16 protein-coding genes are annotated in these 15508 nt (G+C 51.6%); 11 read left to right on the forward strand and 5 right to left on the reverse strand.

Annotated features, from left to right (window positions below):
• The first annotated feature begins 9 nt into the window (after positions 1-9).
• On the forward strand, positions 10-930 hold the full coding sequence (gene ldtB, locus ACLJR2_RS16375) for a L,D-transpeptidase (RefSeq protein WP_001056404.1): 921 nt from the start codon (positions 10-12) through the stop codon (positions 928-930).
• Positions 931-973: 43 nt separating this feature from the next.
• Here ldtB and ACLJR2_RS16380 read toward each other — a convergent pair whose 3' ends face one another.
• Positions 974-2086, reverse strand: coding sequence for an anion transporter (locus ACLJR2_RS16380; protein ID WP_001534219.1), 1113 nt, complete (start codon positions 2084-2086; stop codon positions 974-976).
• On the reverse strand, positions 2083-2556 hold the full coding sequence (gene mntR, locus ACLJR2_RS16385; protein WP_000533542.1) for a manganese-binding transcriptional regulator MntR: 474 nt from the start codon (positions 2554-2556) through the stop codon (positions 2083-2085). The genes ACLJR2_RS16380 and mntR overlap by 4 nt, the downstream gene beginning before the upstream one ends.
• Positions 2557-2741: 185 nt before the next feature.
• Here mntR and mntS point away from each other — a divergent pair, with 185 nt between their 5' ends.
• Complete coding sequence (mntS, locus tag ACLJR2_RS16390; RefSeq protein WP_001001755.1) at positions 2742-2870, forward strand: manganase accumulation protein MntS; 129 nt, start codon at positions 2742-2744, stop codon at positions 2868-2870.
• A gap of 264 nt (positions 2871-3134) precedes the next feature.
• A complete protein-coding gene (locus ACLJR2_RS16395; RefSeq protein WP_001089327.1) occupies positions 3135-4715 on the forward strand; it encodes a phosphoethanolamine transferase in 1581 nt (526 codons plus the stop codon).
• 62 nt (positions 4716-4777) lie between these two features.
• Here the strand turns inward: ACLJR2_RS16395 and ompX are convergent, their stop codons facing one another.
• On the reverse strand, positions 4778-5293 hold the full coding sequence (gene ompX, locus ACLJR2_RS16400; RefSeq protein ID WP_000716763.1) for an outer membrane protein OmpX: 516 nt from the start codon (positions 5291-5293) through the stop codon (positions 4778-4780).
• Positions 5294-5646: 353 nt separating this feature from the next.
• Here ompX and rhtA point away from each other — a divergent pair, with 353 nt between their 5' ends.
• From rhtA to ybiO, 6 genes are all read left to right on the forward strand, one after another.
• The gene (rhtA, locus tag ACLJR2_RS16405) at positions 5647-6534 is read left to right on the forward strand and encodes a threonine/homoserine exporter RhtA (RefSeq protein WP_001119555.1); all 888 of its coding nucleotides are present in this window, start codon (positions 5647-5649) and stop codon (positions 6532-6534) included.
• 302 nt (positions 6535-6836) lie between these two features.
• Positions 6837-7340, forward strand: coding sequence for a DNA starvation/stationary phase protection protein Dps (gene dps, locus ACLJR2_RS16410; protein WP_000100805.1), 504 nt, complete (start codon positions 6837-6839; stop codon positions 7338-7340).
• Between the two features lie 476 nt (positions 7341-7816).
• The gene (gene glnH, locus ACLJR2_RS16415; RefSeq protein WP_000838671.1) at positions 7817-8563 is read left to right on the forward strand and encodes a glutamine ABC transporter substrate-binding protein GlnH; all 747 of its coding nucleotides are present in this window, start codon (positions 7817-7819) and stop codon (positions 8561-8563) included.
• Between the two features lie 145 nt (positions 8564-8708).
• On the forward strand, positions 8709-9368 hold the full coding sequence (gene glnP / locus ACLJR2_RS16420) for a glutamine ABC transporter permease GlnP (RefSeq protein ID WP_001159076.1): 660 nt from the start codon (positions 8709-8711) through the stop codon (positions 9366-9368).
• Positions 9365-10087, forward strand: coding sequence for a glutamine ABC transporter ATP-binding protein GlnQ (gene glnQ / locus ACLJR2_RS16425; protein WP_000569093.1), 723 nt, complete (start codon positions 9365-9367; stop codon positions 10085-10087). The genes glnP and glnQ overlap by 4 nt, the downstream gene beginning before the upstream one ends.
• A 118-nt stretch (positions 10088-10205) precedes the next feature.
• The gene (gene ybiO / locus ACLJR2_RS16430; RefSeq protein WP_001267702.1) at positions 10206-12428 is read left to right on the forward strand and encodes a mechanosensitive channel protein; all 2223 of its coding nucleotides are present in this window, start codon (positions 10206-10208) and stop codon (positions 12426-12428) included.
• Here the strand turns inward: ybiO and rlmF are convergent.
• Positions 12425-13351 carry a 23S rRNA (adenine(1618)-N(6))-methyltransferase RlmF gene (gene rlmF, locus ACLJR2_RS16435; protein WP_001275966.1) on the reverse strand — a complete coding sequence of 309 codons (927 nt, stop codon included), beginning with the start codon at positions 13349-13351 and terminating at the stop codon, positions 12425-12427. The genes ybiO and rlmF overlap by 4 nt on opposite strands.
• A 204-nt stretch (positions 13352-13555) precedes the next feature.
• Here rlmF and ACLJR2_RS16440 point away from each other — a divergent pair, with 204 nt between their 5' ends.
• Both ACLJR2_RS16440 and ybiJ read left to right on the forward strand, forming a co-directional pair.
• Positions 13556-13822 carry a DksA/TraR family C4-type zinc finger protein gene (locus ACLJR2_RS16440; RefSeq protein WP_000146332.1) on the forward strand — a complete coding sequence of 89 codons (267 nt, stop codon included), beginning with the start codon at positions 13556-13558 and terminating at the stop codon, positions 13820-13822.
• A 284-nt stretch (positions 13823-14106) separates the two neighbouring features.
• Entirely contained in the window at positions 14107-14367 is a 261-nt protein-coding gene (ybiJ, locus tag ACLJR2_RS16445) for a DUF1471 family protein YbiJ (protein WP_000849089.1), read from the forward strand.
• Positions 14368-14522: 155 nt separating this feature from the next.
• Here the strand turns inward: ybiJ and ybiB are convergent, their stop codons facing one another.
• Positions 14523-15497 (reverse strand): DNA-binding protein YbiB, encoded by a 975-nt coding sequence (ybiB, locus tag ACLJR2_RS16450; RefSeq protein WP_000386488.1) that lies wholly within the window; start codon positions 15495-15497, stop codon positions 14523-14525.
• Positions 15498-15508: the final 11 nt, after the last annotated feature.

Below are 15508 nucleotides of genomic sequence, written 5' to 3' on the forward strand. Positions count from 1 at the left end.
TCGCATAACATGAATATGAAATTAACAACGCTTTTCGCGGCGGCTTTCGCTGTAGTTGGTTTTTGTAAAACAGCCTCAGCAGTCACTTACCCGCTGCCTACCGATGGTAGCCGTTTAATTGGGCAAAATCAGGTCATCACCGTTCCGGAGGGCAATACCCAGCCGCTGGAGTATTTTGCCGCGGAGTATCAGATGGGACTCTCCAACATGCTGGAAGCCAACCCTGGCGTGGATACCTTCCTGCCGAAGGGCGGTACCGTGCTGAATATTCCGCAGCAGCTGATCCTGCCGGATACCGTACACGAAGGCATTATCATCAATAGCGCGGAAATGCGCCTCTATTACTACCCGAAAGGCACAAACACCGTTATCGTCCTGCCGATTGGGATCGGTCAGTTAGGTAAAGACACGCCTATCAACTGGACGACCAAAGTTGAACGTAAAAAAGCCGGTCCGACCTGGACGCCTACGGCAAAAATGCACGCTGAATATCGCGCCGCCGGCGAGCCGCTGCCTGCGGTCGTGCCTGCGGGCCCGGATAACCCGATGGGCCTGTACGCGCTGTACATCGGTCGCCTGTATGCTATTCACGGCACCAACGCCAACTTCGGCATCGGGCTTCGCGTGAGCCACGGCTGCGTACGTCTGCGCAACGACGATATCAAATTCCTGTTTGAAAATGTGCCGGTCGGTACCCGCGTGCAGTTTATCGATGAACCGGTAAAAGCCACCACCGAGCCGGACGGTAGCCGTTACATTGAGGTGCATAACCCGCTGTCAACGACGGAAGCGCAGTTTGAAGGTAAGGAAGCGGTGCCGATCACGCTTAATAAGAGCATCCTGGCCGTCACCAACGAGCCTGACGTTGATCAGACCGTCGTACAACAGGCGGTTCAGGATCGTTCCGGGATGCCGGTTCGTCTGAACTGACAGACTCTGCCTGCGAAGCCCGATAGATACTATCGGGCTTCTCTTACGGCATCAGTTGCAATAATCCATATCCCACCAGCGCCGCCCATGCCAGCATCGGCAGCGAATAGAAATGAAACCGCCACCAGATTCGGCGATCGTTCGCCATCCGTAAAGCAATAAGATTTGCCAGCGACCCCGGCAGCAGACCAAACCCGCCGATATTCACCGCCCACGCCAGCAGCGTCGAGGCCGGTACATAGTTCAGCAGGAGAATGGTACTGGGCACATTACTGATAACCTGAGACAAGCCGATAGCGGTTAGCCAAAGTCCCAGGTGAGACAGTGCGCCAACCTGGTTGAAAACGCCCTGCAACGCCGGCAATTGCGTTAGTAGATGGACATCAATAAACATCGCCATAAATACCAACAGCAGCGTCCAGTCCACGCTGACTATCACCCTGCGCGCCAGCACAATAAACCCAACAGCCACCAACACCAGTCCCCATAACTCTTGCCTGAGCTCCAGCGCGGTAAGAAAAACGACATATAATCCCAGGCAACTCCACACCAGACGGGGCTGCCACTGCGGCGAACGCGTACCGGTATGGTACTGTAACGCCCTACCCGGAAAACAAAACCAGCACAGGAGCAGTAACGTCAGCATCATCATGACGGCAAGCGGCGCCATTTGCCCGCTAAATTCAGCAAAGGTTAAGCCGGAGCGTCCCCACAACAGAATATTTTGCGGATTACCGACAGGCGTCAGCAGCGAACCGGCGTTCACCGCCAACGCTTCAAAAATAATCAATCGGTTGACCGGAATCGCGCACAGTTTTTTCAACGTTATCGTCAGCGGCACAACGATAAACAGCGCGACATCGTTTGTCAGAAAGGTCGACAGCACCGCCGCAGCCAGCACCAGGAACATCGCCAGTTGCCGCTCGGTATGAAATCGGCGCGTCATCTTGCGTCCCAGCACATCAAAATAGCCGCTCAGCTCAACGCCTTTAGTGAGCAACATTAACCCACTGAGGGTAATAATGGTGTGCCAGTCAATCGCGCCAGGCCAGGCGCGAGGCGCAAAAGGAACAAACAGGCTTAACGCCATCCCCACAATGATCAACAACTGAAAAAAACGGTCACGCCGCAGCGCCCGTAAAAAGGCCAGATTCATTCTGCAGATGTTCCATGCTGTTGCGTGAAGGCCAAAAAGGCATCCAATGTCTCCTGGCTGACATGGTGTTCCATCCCTTCCGCATCACGACGCGCGATTTCCGGGCTTACGCCTAATACCAGTAAAAAATTTTCGACAATTTGATGCCGCTCGCGGCTTTCCTGCGCCAGCTTCTCCCCTTCCGGCGTCAGAAAAACGCCGCGCCAGGGGATCATTTGAATAAATCCTAACGATGCCAAGCGCTTAAGCATTTTGGCCACAGTCGGCTGGGAGACGCCGAGCCGCGCCGCCATATCCACCTGACGCGCTTCCCCTACCTCAATAATTAAATCGGAAATCAGCTCAACGTAGTCGTCTATCAACTCACGGCGATGCGCCTCTCTGACCTGACGAAATCCTTCAACGTGTTCTTCTACGTTCACCAATTGCGTCACTTTTTTTGTTGTTGGCGTACCTGCGCGACGACCCATTTTGCTTCCTCGTTTCTGTGACGCGTTAACGCGTCAGCTGACAGAGCGCTCATTGTAAACCAGAGTTGTCCGGGCACAAAAAATTAACGTTTTAGCAATAGCTATAAAACATAGCCTGTGCTATATCTGTATGTAATGCAGACATCCCTCACGGATCGATGGGATAGAAACATCAGGAGGTTTATATGAACGAATTTAAGAGGTGTATACGCGTGTTCAGTCACTCTCCCTTTAAAGTCCGGTTAATGCTGCTCTCTATGTTGTGCGATATGATCAACGGCAAACCGGAGCAGGATAACCCTTCCACGAAATAACGCGGCGGTGCGGTACGCCGCTTTATTTTGCATCCTCAACGGAAATGGCGCCCATTTCCCCTGTTTTTTTGTGGTTTTGCTATTCTCTTCGCAAAACATTTTCTTTCCGGCGGTTGACCTTCTTACCCGCACGCTCTATCTTCTGGCAGCCCTGAATATTTTGCGACTCGCCGTTGCGAACCCAATACCTTTTTTACGCATAATCAGGCAGGTAATGACCCTTCGCGCCAGGGTTAGCACATGGCGTTTTTGCAATAGTGGCATATGAATTCAACCCTTATCGATTCACTTCTGGCCCGTCGTCGGGCTGTAAGCCCGTGGGCGGGCCTCTACTTTTTACAGTCGCTGCTGATTAACCTCGCGCTCGGCTACCCCTTTAGCCTGCTTTATACCGCGGCGTTTACCTGCCTGTTGCTGTTGCTCTGGCGCTACCTGCCCCGCGGACAAAAAGCGCTGCTCGGCATCTGTTCGCTGGTAGCTGCTTGCTATTTTCCCTTTGGCCAGGCTTACGGCGCGCCGAACTTTAATACGCTGCTGGCGCTGCACTCCACCAATATGGAAGAGTCGAGCGAAATCCTGACCATCTTCCCGTGGTATAGCTACCTGACCGGACTTTTTATTTTTGCGCTGGGTATTATTGCGCTTCGCCGCCGAAAAGAAGAAGTCAGGCCGCGCTGGAATAGCCTCGACAGCCTGTGCCTGCTGATCAGCGTCGCGGCATTTTTCGTCGCGCCGGTACAAAATCTGGCCTGGGGCGGCGTTTTTAAGGTTATTGATACCGGCTATCCGGTTTTTCGCTTCGCCAAAGATGTTATCGTCAATAACAACGAAGTCATTGAAGAGCAGCACCGTATGGCGCAGCTATCCGGCATAAAAGATAGCTGGACGGTTACTGCGGTGAAACCCAGATATCACATCTATGTCGTGGTGATTGGTGAAAGCGCGCGACGGGATGCCATGGGCGCTTTCGGCGGCCACTGGGATAATACCCCCTTCGCCAGCCATGTGAATGGCGACTTCTTTATGGATTACATCGCCGCCAGCGGCTCAACGCAAAAATCGCTCGGTTTAACGCTCAATCGCGTGGTGGATAACAAACCGCAGTATCAGGATAACTTCGTCACGCTGGCTAACCGCGCCGGTTTTCAGACATGGTGGTTTTCCAATCAGGGGCAAATCGGCGAATACGACACGGCCATCGCCAGTATCGCCAAACGCGCCGATGAAGCGCATTTCCTGAAAAACGGCGATTTTGAAGCGGATAAAAATACTCGCGACGACGCGCTGTTAACCATGACGGCGCAGGTATTGGCGACAGAACGCACGCAACCGCAGTTGATTGTGTTGCATTTAATGGGGTCGCATCCCCAGGCCTGCGACCGTACTCAGGGAAAATACGCGACGTTTGTCCAGTCGAAAGAGACGTCTTGTTATTTATACACCATGACGCAAACCGACGATTTGCTCCGTCAGCTCTATACTCAGCTTCGTCATAGCGGCGACAGCTTTTCGCTCGTCTATTTCTCCGATCACGGGCTGGCGTTTAAAGAGCGCGGCAAAGCGGTACAGTACCTGGCGCATGACGACAAATTCCAGCAAAACTTCCAGGTGCCGTTTATGGTGCTATCCAGCGACAGTAAAGCGCATCGGATCATTAAAGCTCGCCGTTCTGCGAACGATTTCCTGAGTTTTTTCTCGCAATGGACAGGAATTAGCGCTAAAGAGATCAAAAATCGCTATCGATTTATTTCGGAGCAGAAAGCCGGGCCCGTTTATATCACCAATTTCAAATTACAGAAAGTGGACTATAACCATCTGGGCAGCGATATTTTTTCACTAAAATAATGCACGTTTCAGGCAAAAAAAATCCGCCCCGAAAGGCGGATTTTTCATTTTCACCGACGTGATTAGAAGCGGTAACCCACGCCAGCAATCCAGGTGCCAACGTCAACGCTACGAATACGGCTCTGCTCGTAAGAGAAGTCCAGAGCAACATTTTCCATCGGGTTGAATTGCAGACCAGCGCCATAGGAGAAGCCATAATCGCTGGTGTCATGTTTGTAGGTTGGGTAATCGGTCGTCTGGAATTTACCGTAACCCACACCGACTACACCGTAGATGCTCGCCCAATCGTTCAGACGGTAAGCCGGGCCGGCAGTGATGCCGTAGTACTGACCTTTGTTGTAATCGCCCGCACCGTTAGTACGATCTTTTTCGGTGTAGGTGAAGGAACCGATTACGCCCAGCGGGTTGTCGTCCTGCTCGTAACGATACTTCAGGTTGAAACCGCTCATTTTATTCGCTACGCCCTGCGCGTCGCTCTGAGCGTAACCACCGGTAACGGTAGAAGTAGCAGCTACTGCAGTACCTGCGGAAAAAGCCAGAACAGCGGCCAGTGCTGAAAGACATGCAATTTTTTTCATAACCACCTCAAATGTGCTTCAAGTAAGTCCTAAGTTTTAAATATATCAAAAATTAATGGGAAACTCTTTGCGATTCACGGTGTCTAAGGGCGCCTTTCATGTAACAGAACGTTTCCATATCGCGCTATCTTATTCAATTAACATCACTTTTCCGGCTGATTGCACCAATAATGCGCGTGCGGCGCGATACATTCATCCAGATTATTCCTAAACTAACAGTCTATTTATCCATCAATTTAAGTTCATTTTATGGAATCCTGGAAATTTTTTTTCAACGAATCCTCAACCGCCGCGGGGAATTTCCATTACACTGCCACCTTTACTCGTACTGACATTTTTTGACAGGAGAAAGGATGCCGGGGTCAACACGTAAACTACCAGTCTGGTTGCCCATTTTGGTTTTGCTCATTGCCATGTCCTCTATTCAGAGTGGCGCTTCACTGGCGAAATCGTTATTTCCTCTTGTCGGCGCGCCGGGCGTAACGGCGCTTCGTCTGGCGTTGGGAACGCTTATCCTTATCGCCTTTTTCAAACCCTGGCGTTTGCGTTTTGCCAAAGAGCAGCGGCTGCCTTTACTGTTTTATGGTCTGTCGCTGGGCGGGATGAACTATCTATTCTATCTGTCGATTCAGACGGTGCCGTTGGGTATTGCGGTCGCGCTGGAATTTACCGGTCCTCTGGCGGTCGCGCTGTTTTCATCCCGGCGGCCGGTAGATTTTATTTGGGTCGTACTGGCTGTGCTTGGACTCTGGTTCCTGCTGCCATTAGGACAAGATATGTCTCACGTCGATCTTACCGGGGCCGCGTTAGCGCTCGGCGCTGGCGCCTGTTGGGCTGTCTATATTCTTACCGGCCAGCGAGCAGGCGCGGAACATGGTCCGGCCACGGTGGCAGTAGGCTCGCTGATTGCCGCCATCATTTTCGTGCCGATTGGCGCAGTTCAGGCTGGCGACGCGCTATGGCACTGGTCGATTCTTCCCTTAGGGTTAGCGGTCGCTGTGCTTTCTACGGCGCTGCCTTATTCACTGGAAATGATTGCGCTGACGCGCCTGCCAACCCGCACCTTCGGTACGCTGATGAGCATGGAACCCGCGCTGGCCGCCGTTTCCGGGATGATTTTTCTGGGCGAAACGCTTACGGGCATACAAATCATGGCCCTGTGCGCCATCATTGCCGCTTCAATGGGATCTACCCTAACGATTCGCCGCGAACCGCAAATTAAACAAGTTGACGTAAAATAGTTTCTTATTCTGCATGATGTGCATAATCATGCAGAATATCACCTCGTTATTCACCTTTTATTATTGCGCTATTACTTCGTCATTTTTTGTCATATTTTTTCTCATTTTTTACATTAAAATGAGAATTATTACCCACCAAACAGCAAACTCACCTAACCAATTGATTTTTAATCAAAATAAATATTAAATCTTGTCTGTACTATTAAAGTGATAGGTAAATTCAAAAAAGCAAAGTTAAAAACCGGTGCTATACTTATTTTCGTTAATTACCTGGGACACAAACATCAAGAGGATATGAGATTATGAGTACCGCTAAACTGGTAAAAACAAAAGCGTCTAATCTGCTTTATACCCGTAACGATGTATCAGAGAGCGATAAAAAAGCGACGGTTGAGTTGCTTAATCGTCAGGTGATCCAGTTCATTGACCTGTCGCTGATCACGAAACAGGCCCACTGGAACATGCGCGGTGCTAACTTTATTGCCGTTCATGAGATGCTGGATGGCTTCCGTACCGCACTGACCGATCATCTGGATACTATGGCCGAGCGCGCCGTACAGCTTGGCGGTGTGGCGTTAGGCACCACGCAAGTTATCAACAGCAAAACTCCACTGAAAAGCTATCCGCTCGACATCCATAACGTGCAGGATCACTTAAAAGAACTGGCCGATCGCTACGCTGTTGTCGCTAATGATGTTCGCAAAGCTATCGGTGAAGCCAAAGATGAAGACACTGCCGATATCTTTACCGCCGCGTCACGCGACCTCGATAAATTCCTGTGGTTTATCGAATCCAACATCGAATAAATCTATCTCTACCCTGAATACTTCGAGTTGCAGGAAGGTACAAACGCAGCGAATCCGCAGAAGCCTGACTTCCGTCGGTCACTGAAGCGAACGCACCTGCAACTTGATGTACACAGGTATATAAGTCATCCCTATACCCCTGCCTGGCACAGGGGTTTTGCACTTAAATAGTGCACACGTCTTGTACTCCCCTCCGATAAAAGTGAATTATTTGTAATAATTACATCACACAATCGTTAATTAAAGATTGTTTTAACAACAATTTTTACGCTAAATAGACCCTGTATCTCTACTTTGTTATTCATGCACTAAATCAGTGCCCCAAAACGGTGCGGCATACTGGTTTTGCCCGACTTATTGTGCACAGGAATGGTTCACGCTTCTGTTAAAACAATGAGTTACATAATTGGCATGATTTTTTCATTACGCTACATGTTCTCGCAGGGGATCGCCCCGTGGATAGAAAAGGAAATGCTATGAAGTCTCTATTAAAAGTTTCACTGGCTGCACTTACCCTGGCTTTTGCGGTGTCTTCGCACGCTGCGGATAAGAAACTCGTGGTGGCAACCGATACGGCGTTCGTTCCGTTTGAATTTAAACAGGGCGACAAATACGTCGGTTTTGATGTTGATCTGTGGGACGCTATCGCGAAAGAACTGAAGCTGGACTACACCCTGAAACCGATGGATTTCAGCGGCATTATTCCGGCATTACAAACCAAAAATATCGATCTGGCGCTGGCGGGTATTACGATTACGGACGAGCGTAAAAAAGCGATCGACTTTTCCGATGGCTATTACAAAAGCGGTCTGCTCGTGATGGTGAAAGCCAACAATAACGATATTAAAAGCGTGAAAGACCTCGATGGCAAAGTCGTTGCCGTGAAGAGCGGAACCGGGTCGGTGGATTACGCGAAAGCGAATATCAAAACCAAAGATCTGCGTCAATTCCCGAACATTGATAACGCGTACATGGAATTAGGCACCAACCGCGCAGACGCCGTTCTGCACGATACGCCGAACATCCTGTACTTTATCAAAACCGCAGGCAACGGCCAGTTCAAGGCGGTAGGCGAATCGCTGGAAGCACAGCAATACGGAGTTGCCTTCCCGAAAGGCAGCGATGAACTGCGCGAGAAAGTCAACGGCGCGCTGAAAACGCTGCGTGAGAATGGCACCTATAACGAAATCTACAAAAAATGGTTCGGTACAGAACCTAAATAAAACGACCTGATGTTGGCTTGTGGCCCGGTAGTGAGGACGCTCACCGGGCCTACAGCTCTTTTCCGTGACGGATAAGACACTTTCACGCCATTTCCGCGCCGGATAGAGCATTTGACTATTTACACCACGGTAACAGGAACGACATATGCAGTTTGACTGGAGCGCCATCTGGCCCGCCATTCCGCTTTTGCTTGAGGGCGCTAAAATGACCCTGTGGATCTCGGTCCTCGGTCTGGCTGGCGGCCTGGTTATTGGACTGGCGGCAGGTTTTGCCCGTACGTTTGGCGGCTGGTTCGCCAACCACATCGCCCTGGTTTTCATTGAAATTATTCGCGGCACGCCCATCGTTGTCCAGGTCATGTTTATCTACTTTGCCCTGCCGATGGCATTTAATGATTTGCGTATTGATCCGTTCAGCGCAGCGGTCGTGACAATTATGATTAACTCCGGCGCTTATATCGCGGAAATTACTCGCGGCGCAGTACTATCCATTCACAAAGGTTTTCGCGAAGCGGGTCTGGCGCTGGGCCTTTCTCGCCGGGAAACCATCCGCCATGTTATTTTACCGCTTGCTCTGCGCCGTATGCTGCCGCCGCTGGGCAACCAGTGGATCATTAGCATCAAAGACACCTCGTTGTTTATTGTTATCGGCGTAGCCGAGCTGACCCGTCAGGGCCAGGAAATTATTGCCGGTAACTTTCGCGCCCTGGAAATCTGGAGCGCCGTGGCCGTCTTCTATTTGATCATTACGCTGGTGCTGAGCTTTATTTTGCGTCGTCTTGAAAGAAGGATGAAAATCCTGTGATTGAATTTAAAAACGTCTCCAAGCACTTTGGCCCCACCCAAGTGCTACATAACATTGATTTAAACATCCGTCAGGGCGAAGTGGTTGTGATTATCGGCCCTTCCGGTTCGGGTAAATCCACGTTATTACGCTGTATCAATAAACTGGAAGAGATCACCTCCGGCGATCTGATTGTCGATGGCCTGAAAGTCAACGATCCTAAAGTAGACGAACGGCTGATTCGCCAGGAAGCCGGCATGGTGTTTCAACAGTTTTATCTGTTCCCGCATCTGACCGCGCTCGAAAACGTGATGTTCGGTCCTCTGCGCGTGCGCGGCGTAAAGAAAGAAGAAGCGGAAAAACAGGCGAAAGCTCTGTTAGCGAAAGTTGGACTGGCGGAACGGGCGCACCACTACCCCTCCGAGCTTTCCGGCGGTCAACAACAGCGCGTCGCCATTGCCCGAGCGCTGGCAGTGAAGCCGAAAATGATGCTCTTTGACGAGCCAACCTCCGCTCTGGACCCTGAACTGCGCCATGAAGTGCTGAAAGTCATGCAGGATCTGGCGGAAGAAGGCATGACCATGGTCATTGTCACTCACGAAATCGGCTTTGCCGAAAAAGTCGCCTCACGGCTAATTTTCATCGATAAAGGCCGTATTGCCGAAGATGGCAGTCCGCAGGCGTTGATCGAAAACCCGCCAAGCCCACGTTTACAGGAATTTTTACAGCACGTCTCCTGAGATATCGCCCTTCCTGCCCTACGGCAGGAAGGGCATCATGGAATAGTCCCATTTCATTTTCCCTCCCCTGCGCCATCTATACTTAGTGTTTTGCGTCTCTTTTCTCACTGGAGGAGTCATGCGGTGGACCCTGTTCATCCTTTTTTGTCTACTGGGCGCGCCTGCCCATGCGGTCGCCATACCCGGCGTGACCACGGGGACATCAACCAGCCAGCAAGCAGCGCCAGAGCCCAGTCCTGAACAAAAAAAAGCGGCCTATGCGGCCTTGGCTGACGTACTGGAGAACGAGGCTTCACGTAACGAATTGATAGCGCAACTCCGCGAAGCCTCAACCACGCCGCCGACCGAGCCGGCGCCAGCGCTTGCGCCGCCTGCGGCCAAAGATGAAAAAACGGTACTGGAGAATGTCACCACCGTTACCCGTCAGTACGGCGATGCTTTCGCTACCCGTTTCGCCCAGCTTTATCGCAACATCACCGATGCGCCGCACAAACCGTTTAACTCGCAAACCTTCACCAACGCGTTAACCCACTTTTTATTTCTGGCCGTCGCGGTATTTGGTTTTTATAGCGTGATACGGCTTTGCGCCCTGCCGTTATATCGAAAAATGGGCCTGTGGGCGCGCAAGAAAAACCGTGAACGCAGCAACTGGTTACAGCTCCCGGCGATGATCGTCGGCGCGTTTATTATCGACCTGCTGCTACTGGCGCTCACCTTATTTATCGGTCAGATGCTCAGTGATAATTTCCATGCGGGAAGTCGAACTATCGCTTTTCAGCAAAGCCTGTTCCTGAATGCCTTCGCGCTGATAGAGTTCTTTAAAGCGATTCTGCGGCTTATTTTTTGCCCTAATGTACCGGAGTTACGCCCATTCGCGATTCAGGATGCGACAGCGCGTTACTGGAATCGCCGTATGAGTTCCCTTAGCAGCTTGATTGGCTACGGGCTGATTGTTGCCGTTCCGATTATTTCCAACCAGGTGAATGTTCAGGTTGGCGCGATGGCTAATGTGGCGATCATGCTCTGCATCACTATCTGGGCGCTGTACCTGATCTTTAAAAACAAAGCGGAGATTACGCAACATTTATTAAGTCTGGCGGAACGATCATTAGCCTTTTTTAGCCTGTTTATCCGCGCCTTTGCGCTGGTGTGGCACTGGCTGGCCAGCGCCTACTTTATCGTGCTGTTTTTCTTCTCGTTATTCGACCCAGGCAATAGTCTGAAGTTTATGATGGGCGCGACCGTGCGCAGTCTGGCGATTATTGGCATCGCGGCGTTTATCTCCGGTATGTTTACCCGCTGGATAGCGAAAACCATCACCCTGTCGCCCCATACGCAGCGCAATTACCCGGAATTACAAAAGCGGCTTAACGGCTGGCTCTCCTCGGCGCTAAAAGTCGCACGCTTTTTGACCGTCTGCGTCGCCGTCATGCTGTTGCTCAACGCCTGGGGATTATTCGATTTCTGGCACTGGCTACATTATGGCGCGGGGGAAAAGATGGTCGATATCCTCATCCGTATCGCGTTAATCTTATTCTTCTCCGCCGTGGGATGGACGATTCTCGCCAGTCTGATTGAGAATCGCCTGGCCTCTGATATTCATGGTCGCCCGCTACCCAGCGCCCGCACGCGCACGCTGCTGACGCTGTTCCGCAATGCGCTGGCAGTGATTATCAGTACCATAACCATCATGATCGTGTTATCGGAAATCGGCGTCAATATCGCGCCATTGCTGGCTGGCGCGGGGGCGTTAGGTCTGGCTATCTCTTTCGGTTCGCAAACCCTGGTGAAAGATATTATTACCGGCGTCTTTATTCAGTTTGAAAACGGGATGAATACCGGCGACTTAGTCACCATAGGCCCGCTGACGGGGACGGTCGAAAGAATGTCGATTCGTTCCGTCGGCGTGCGGCAGGATACCGGGGCATACCATATTATCCCGTGGTCCTCGATCACCACTTTCGCCAACTTTGTGCGCGGTATCGGCTCTGTTGTCGCCAACTATGACGTGGATCGCCATGAGGATGCGGATAAAGCGAATCAGGCGCTGAAAGACGCGGTAACGGCGCTGATGGAGACGGAGGATATTCGCGGGCTGATTATCGGCGAACCCACGTTCGCCGGTATTGTCGGTTTAACGAACACGGCGTTTACTTTACGCGTATCGTTCACCACCCTACCGCTCAAGCAGTGGACGGTGCGTTTTGCCCTTGATAGCCAGGTGAAAAAGCATTTTGATCTGGCCAATGTGCGCGCGCCGGTGCAAACGTATCAGGTTCTACCCGCCCCCGCCGGCGGCCCGTCGCCTGATTCACTGCCGCCGCGCGAACCGACGATTTAGCGTTTACGGGTGATAAAACGGCGACGCTGGTCGTCATTCATAAAGGTCCAGGCAATAAAGCGGCTTTGCTTTTGCCCCTGGGCCATCTCTTTTTTCACCACTTTCACCGCGCCAGCCTCCGTCAACGCCCGGTAAAGCGGCGGTAAATTCTCGCCGCGCGACACCAACGTCGTAAACCACAACACCTGACGGCGGAAGGTTTGGCTTTCAGCAATCATTTTTTTAATAAAGGCGACTTCGCCGCCTTCGCACCATAGCTCCTGCTGTTGACCGCCAAAGTTCAGCGCATCATCTTTATTCTGCCCCAAATTGCGGCGCTTACGCTCGCTGCCCGCGCGGGCTGCGGCGGCGGAGTCGTGAAAAGGCGGGTTACAAAGCGTTGCGTCATAAAATTCATTTTTATGAATAATACCGGTAAAAATGGCCGCCGGATCTTTTTGCCGACGCAGACGAATGGCGCGGCTTAACCCCGTATTAGCCTGAATGATAGCCTGCGCGCTGGACATCGCTGCGTCGCTGACTTCACTACCGGTAAATCGCCAGCCATATTCATGGACGCCGATAAGCGGATAAATACAATTGGCGCCCACGCCCACGTCCAGAATAGTTGCCTGTGCCGGAATACTCCCTGTCGTTTCGCCAAGCAGATCCGCCAGATGATGGATATAATCCGCACGGCCAGGCACCGGCGGACATAAAAAACCTGGCGGAATGTCCCAGTGTGTGACGGCATAAAAATGCGCCAGCAATGCCTTATTGAGCGCTTTTACCGCTTGCGGATTAGCAAAATCAACGCTCTGTTCACCGGCGGGCGTGCGGATAAGAAAGGACGTCAATTCTGGCGTGGTCTGACACAGTGCGGCGAGATCATAACGGTGTTGATGGCGGTTGCGCGGGTGTAACCCCGGTTTCTGGGCGGACATGGCATTCTCCTTTTAGCAGCGGCGTAAGATACCCGTATAACGCCACGGGGTAAATATACCACCGCGAATTCCCTGCCTCGCTCGTTTGATCGGATATCTGAATGACATTGGTTCTGCTCATGGTCTGAAAAGATCGCGCGATGCGATTTTTTCACCTGACGGCGCTACACTTAACCTCAGGTACCCTAAAATCAGGAGAGCGTGATGGCATCCGGCTGGGCAAATGACGACGCAGTGAATGAACAAATCAACAATACCATTGAAGATGCCGTTGCCCGCGCTCGCGGCGAACTTCCTCACGGCGAAAGTCGCGATGAATGCGAATCTTGCGGCGACCCTATCCCTGAAGCGCGGCGTAAAGCCGTACCGGGCGTTCGGTTATGCATATCCTGCCAACAGGAGAAAGATTTACATAACGCAACATTTTCAGGATATAATCGCAGAGGTTCAAAAGACAGCCAGTTACGCTGACTTTTCTTTACCGAAACCGCCAGTATCATCCATTCCTTTACGCTCATGCTTTTTAGCGTTCTGCGTCGCAGAATGTGCCGTTAACCTCGACTCTGTAAAGCCAGATGACAAGAACGGTAAATTCCACTGTTGAATTAATTAATAATCAATAGGTTATTTGTCATTCAAAAATTTTGAGCAAGGCCGTCAATTCTATTCGATTTTATCTTTCGCAAAAAACCGTGATACTCATCACATCGACGGAACATCGTCCCATAAACAGAATAACCTGCGAGAGATTAATCATGAAAACCATTAAATATGCTGTTGCAGCCATCGCGCTTTCCACCCTTTCTTTTGGCGCTTTTGCCGCAGAACCGGTTAGCGCGTCTCAGACGCAAAACCTGCATAAAATCGGCGTAGTGTCTGCCGATGGCGCCACCACGCTGGATGGCCTGGAAGCTAAACTGGCTGAAAAAGCCGCCGCTGCTGGCGCAAGCGCTTATAACATCACCTCCGCCGTGGGTAATGACAAAATGAGCGGCACTGCGGTGATTTATAAATAATTTACCTGCCCGCCAGATTTCAGAATGTAACATCGCTGTTGTTTGAATTCTGACGGGTATTACCCTCGTCTGTTTGCCAACAGACCCACTGCTCCAACCCTCATTAACCCTGTTTGTTACCCTTATTTGCCCGTCCGTCACTGGACGGGCTTTTTTTATTCGCTAAAAGCCTGTTCGACGCGCGCAATCCCGTCTTCTAACGTCGCCGCCTCTCCCGTCGCAACCAGACAACAGGCCATTTGCGTTTTTAATGATTGCGGCACCGGCTCGCGGCCGGCAAGGCAGCGCTCAATCCAGCGCGCGGTGATTTCAGGATCTTTAGTCGCAGGCAGTGAAAGCGGCTCGTCGTGCGTGTCGCTCTGACGCTCATGCAGTACCTGCACGCCACGGCTATCAATCAGGCTGATTTGCGGACAGCGTTGCGGGTTGGCATAGACTTCGCCTTCGGTACCATGCATCAGCAAAGCCCGCCCGCCAATGCGGCTAAAAAAGGTCGCCACACGCGGGACATATTCAGGGTGAGAAACGCTTGATAAACGCAGCGCGGCATCCTCAGCAAATGGCGTCGCCAGCTTGGCCAGTGAATGCGCGCTGTTGCGCACGCCCATCCGCCAGCGCATCGCCAGTTGTTTTTCCAGCGGCGGGCAGAGCGCGCTCACCGGGATAAACACCGGCTGGTGCCCGTCCAGTTTGGCCTGCGCTTGTCCGCCGTGTAGGGTGGGGACAATCCCCATCAGCTCAAATATTGTTTCCGTCAGTACGCGGGTCGGATCTTCACTGACGCCGTGTACTACAACTGGAAAGCCCAATTTATGCAGCAGGATAGCCAGCAACGGCGTTAAATTCGCCTGTTTACGCGCGCCGTTATAGCTGGGAATAACGACCGGCAACGGCCTATCTGCGGGCGGTGTCAGTTTGATGGCATGATTCTGCATGGCCTCATAAAAGCCCAGCATTTCGGCTTCGCCTTCGCCTTTAATACGCAGCGCCATCAATATACTGCCCATTTCCAGGTCGGGGACGTCGCCATTCAGCATTCGGGTATACAAACCGCGCGCGGTATCCAGATCCAGATCGCGGGCGTGATTTTTACCTCGCCCGATCTCTTTGATGATCTTGCGATAATCCATTGAAAGCTCCT

The sequence above is a fragment of the Salmonella sp. SAL03688 genome (assembly GCF_046551895.1).
GTDB classification, from domain to species: domain Bacteria; phylum Pseudomonadota; class Gammaproteobacteria; order Enterobacterales; family Enterobacteriaceae; genus Salmonella; species Salmonella enterica.

Bases quoted from the DNA above. Each gene is read 5' to 3' on its own strand.
- glnH (WP_000838671.1), top strand. From the start codon at position 7,817: ATGAAGTCTCTATTAAAAGTTTCACTGGCTGCACTTACCCTGGCTTTT.
- mntS (WP_001001755.1), top strand. From the start codon at position 2,742: ATGAACGAATTTAAGAGGTGTATACGCGTGTTCAGTCACTCTCCCTTT.
- rhtA (WP_001119555.1), top strand. From the start codon at position 5,647: ATGCCGGGGTCAACACGTAAACTACCAGTCTGGTTGCCCATTTTGGTT.
- mntR (WP_000533542.1), bottom strand. From the start codon at position 2,556: ATGGGTCGTCGCGCAGGTACGCCAACAACAAAAAAAGTGACGCAATTG.
- ACLJR2_RS16380 (WP_001534219.1), bottom strand. From the start codon at position 2,086: ATGAATCTGGCCTTTTTACGGGCGCTGCGGCGTGACCGTTTTTTTCAG.
- ompX (WP_000716763.1), bottom strand. From the start codon at position 5,293: ATGAAAAAAATTGCATGTCTTTCAGCACTGGCCGCTGTTCTGGCTTTT.
- ldtB (WP_001056404.1), top strand. From the start codon at position 10: ATGAATATGAAATTAACAACGCTTTTCGCGGCGGCTTTCGCTGTAGTT.
- ybiB (WP_000386488.1), bottom strand. From the start codon at position 15,497: ATGGATTATCGCAAGATCATCAAAGAGATCGGGCGAGGTAAAAATCAC.
- glnP (WP_001159076.1), top strand. From the start codon at position 8,709: ATGCAGTTTGACTGGAGCGCCATCTGGCCCGCCATTCCGCTTTTGCTT.
- rlmF (WP_001275966.1), bottom strand. From the start codon at position 13,351: ATGTCCGCCCAGAAACCGGGGTTACACCCGCGCAACCGCCATCAACAC.
- ACLJR2_RS16440 (WP_000146332.1), top strand. From the start codon at position 13,556: ATGGCATCCGGCTGGGCAAATGACGACGCAGTGAATGAACAAATCAAC.
- ybiJ (WP_000849089.1), top strand. From the start codon at position 14,107: ATGAAAACCATTAAATATGCTGTTGCAGCCATCGCGCTTTCCACCCTT.
- ACLJR2_RS16395 (WP_001089327.1), top strand. From the start codon at position 3,135: ATGAATTCAACCCTTATCGATTCACTTCTGGCCCGTCGTCGGGCTGTA.
- dps (WP_000100805.1), top strand. From the start codon at position 6,837: ATGAGTACCGCTAAACTGGTAAAAACAAAAGCGTCTAATCTGCTTTAT.
- ybiO (WP_001267702.1), top strand. From the start codon at position 10,206: ATGCGGTGGACCCTGTTCATCCTTTTTTGTCTACTGGGCGCGCCTGCC.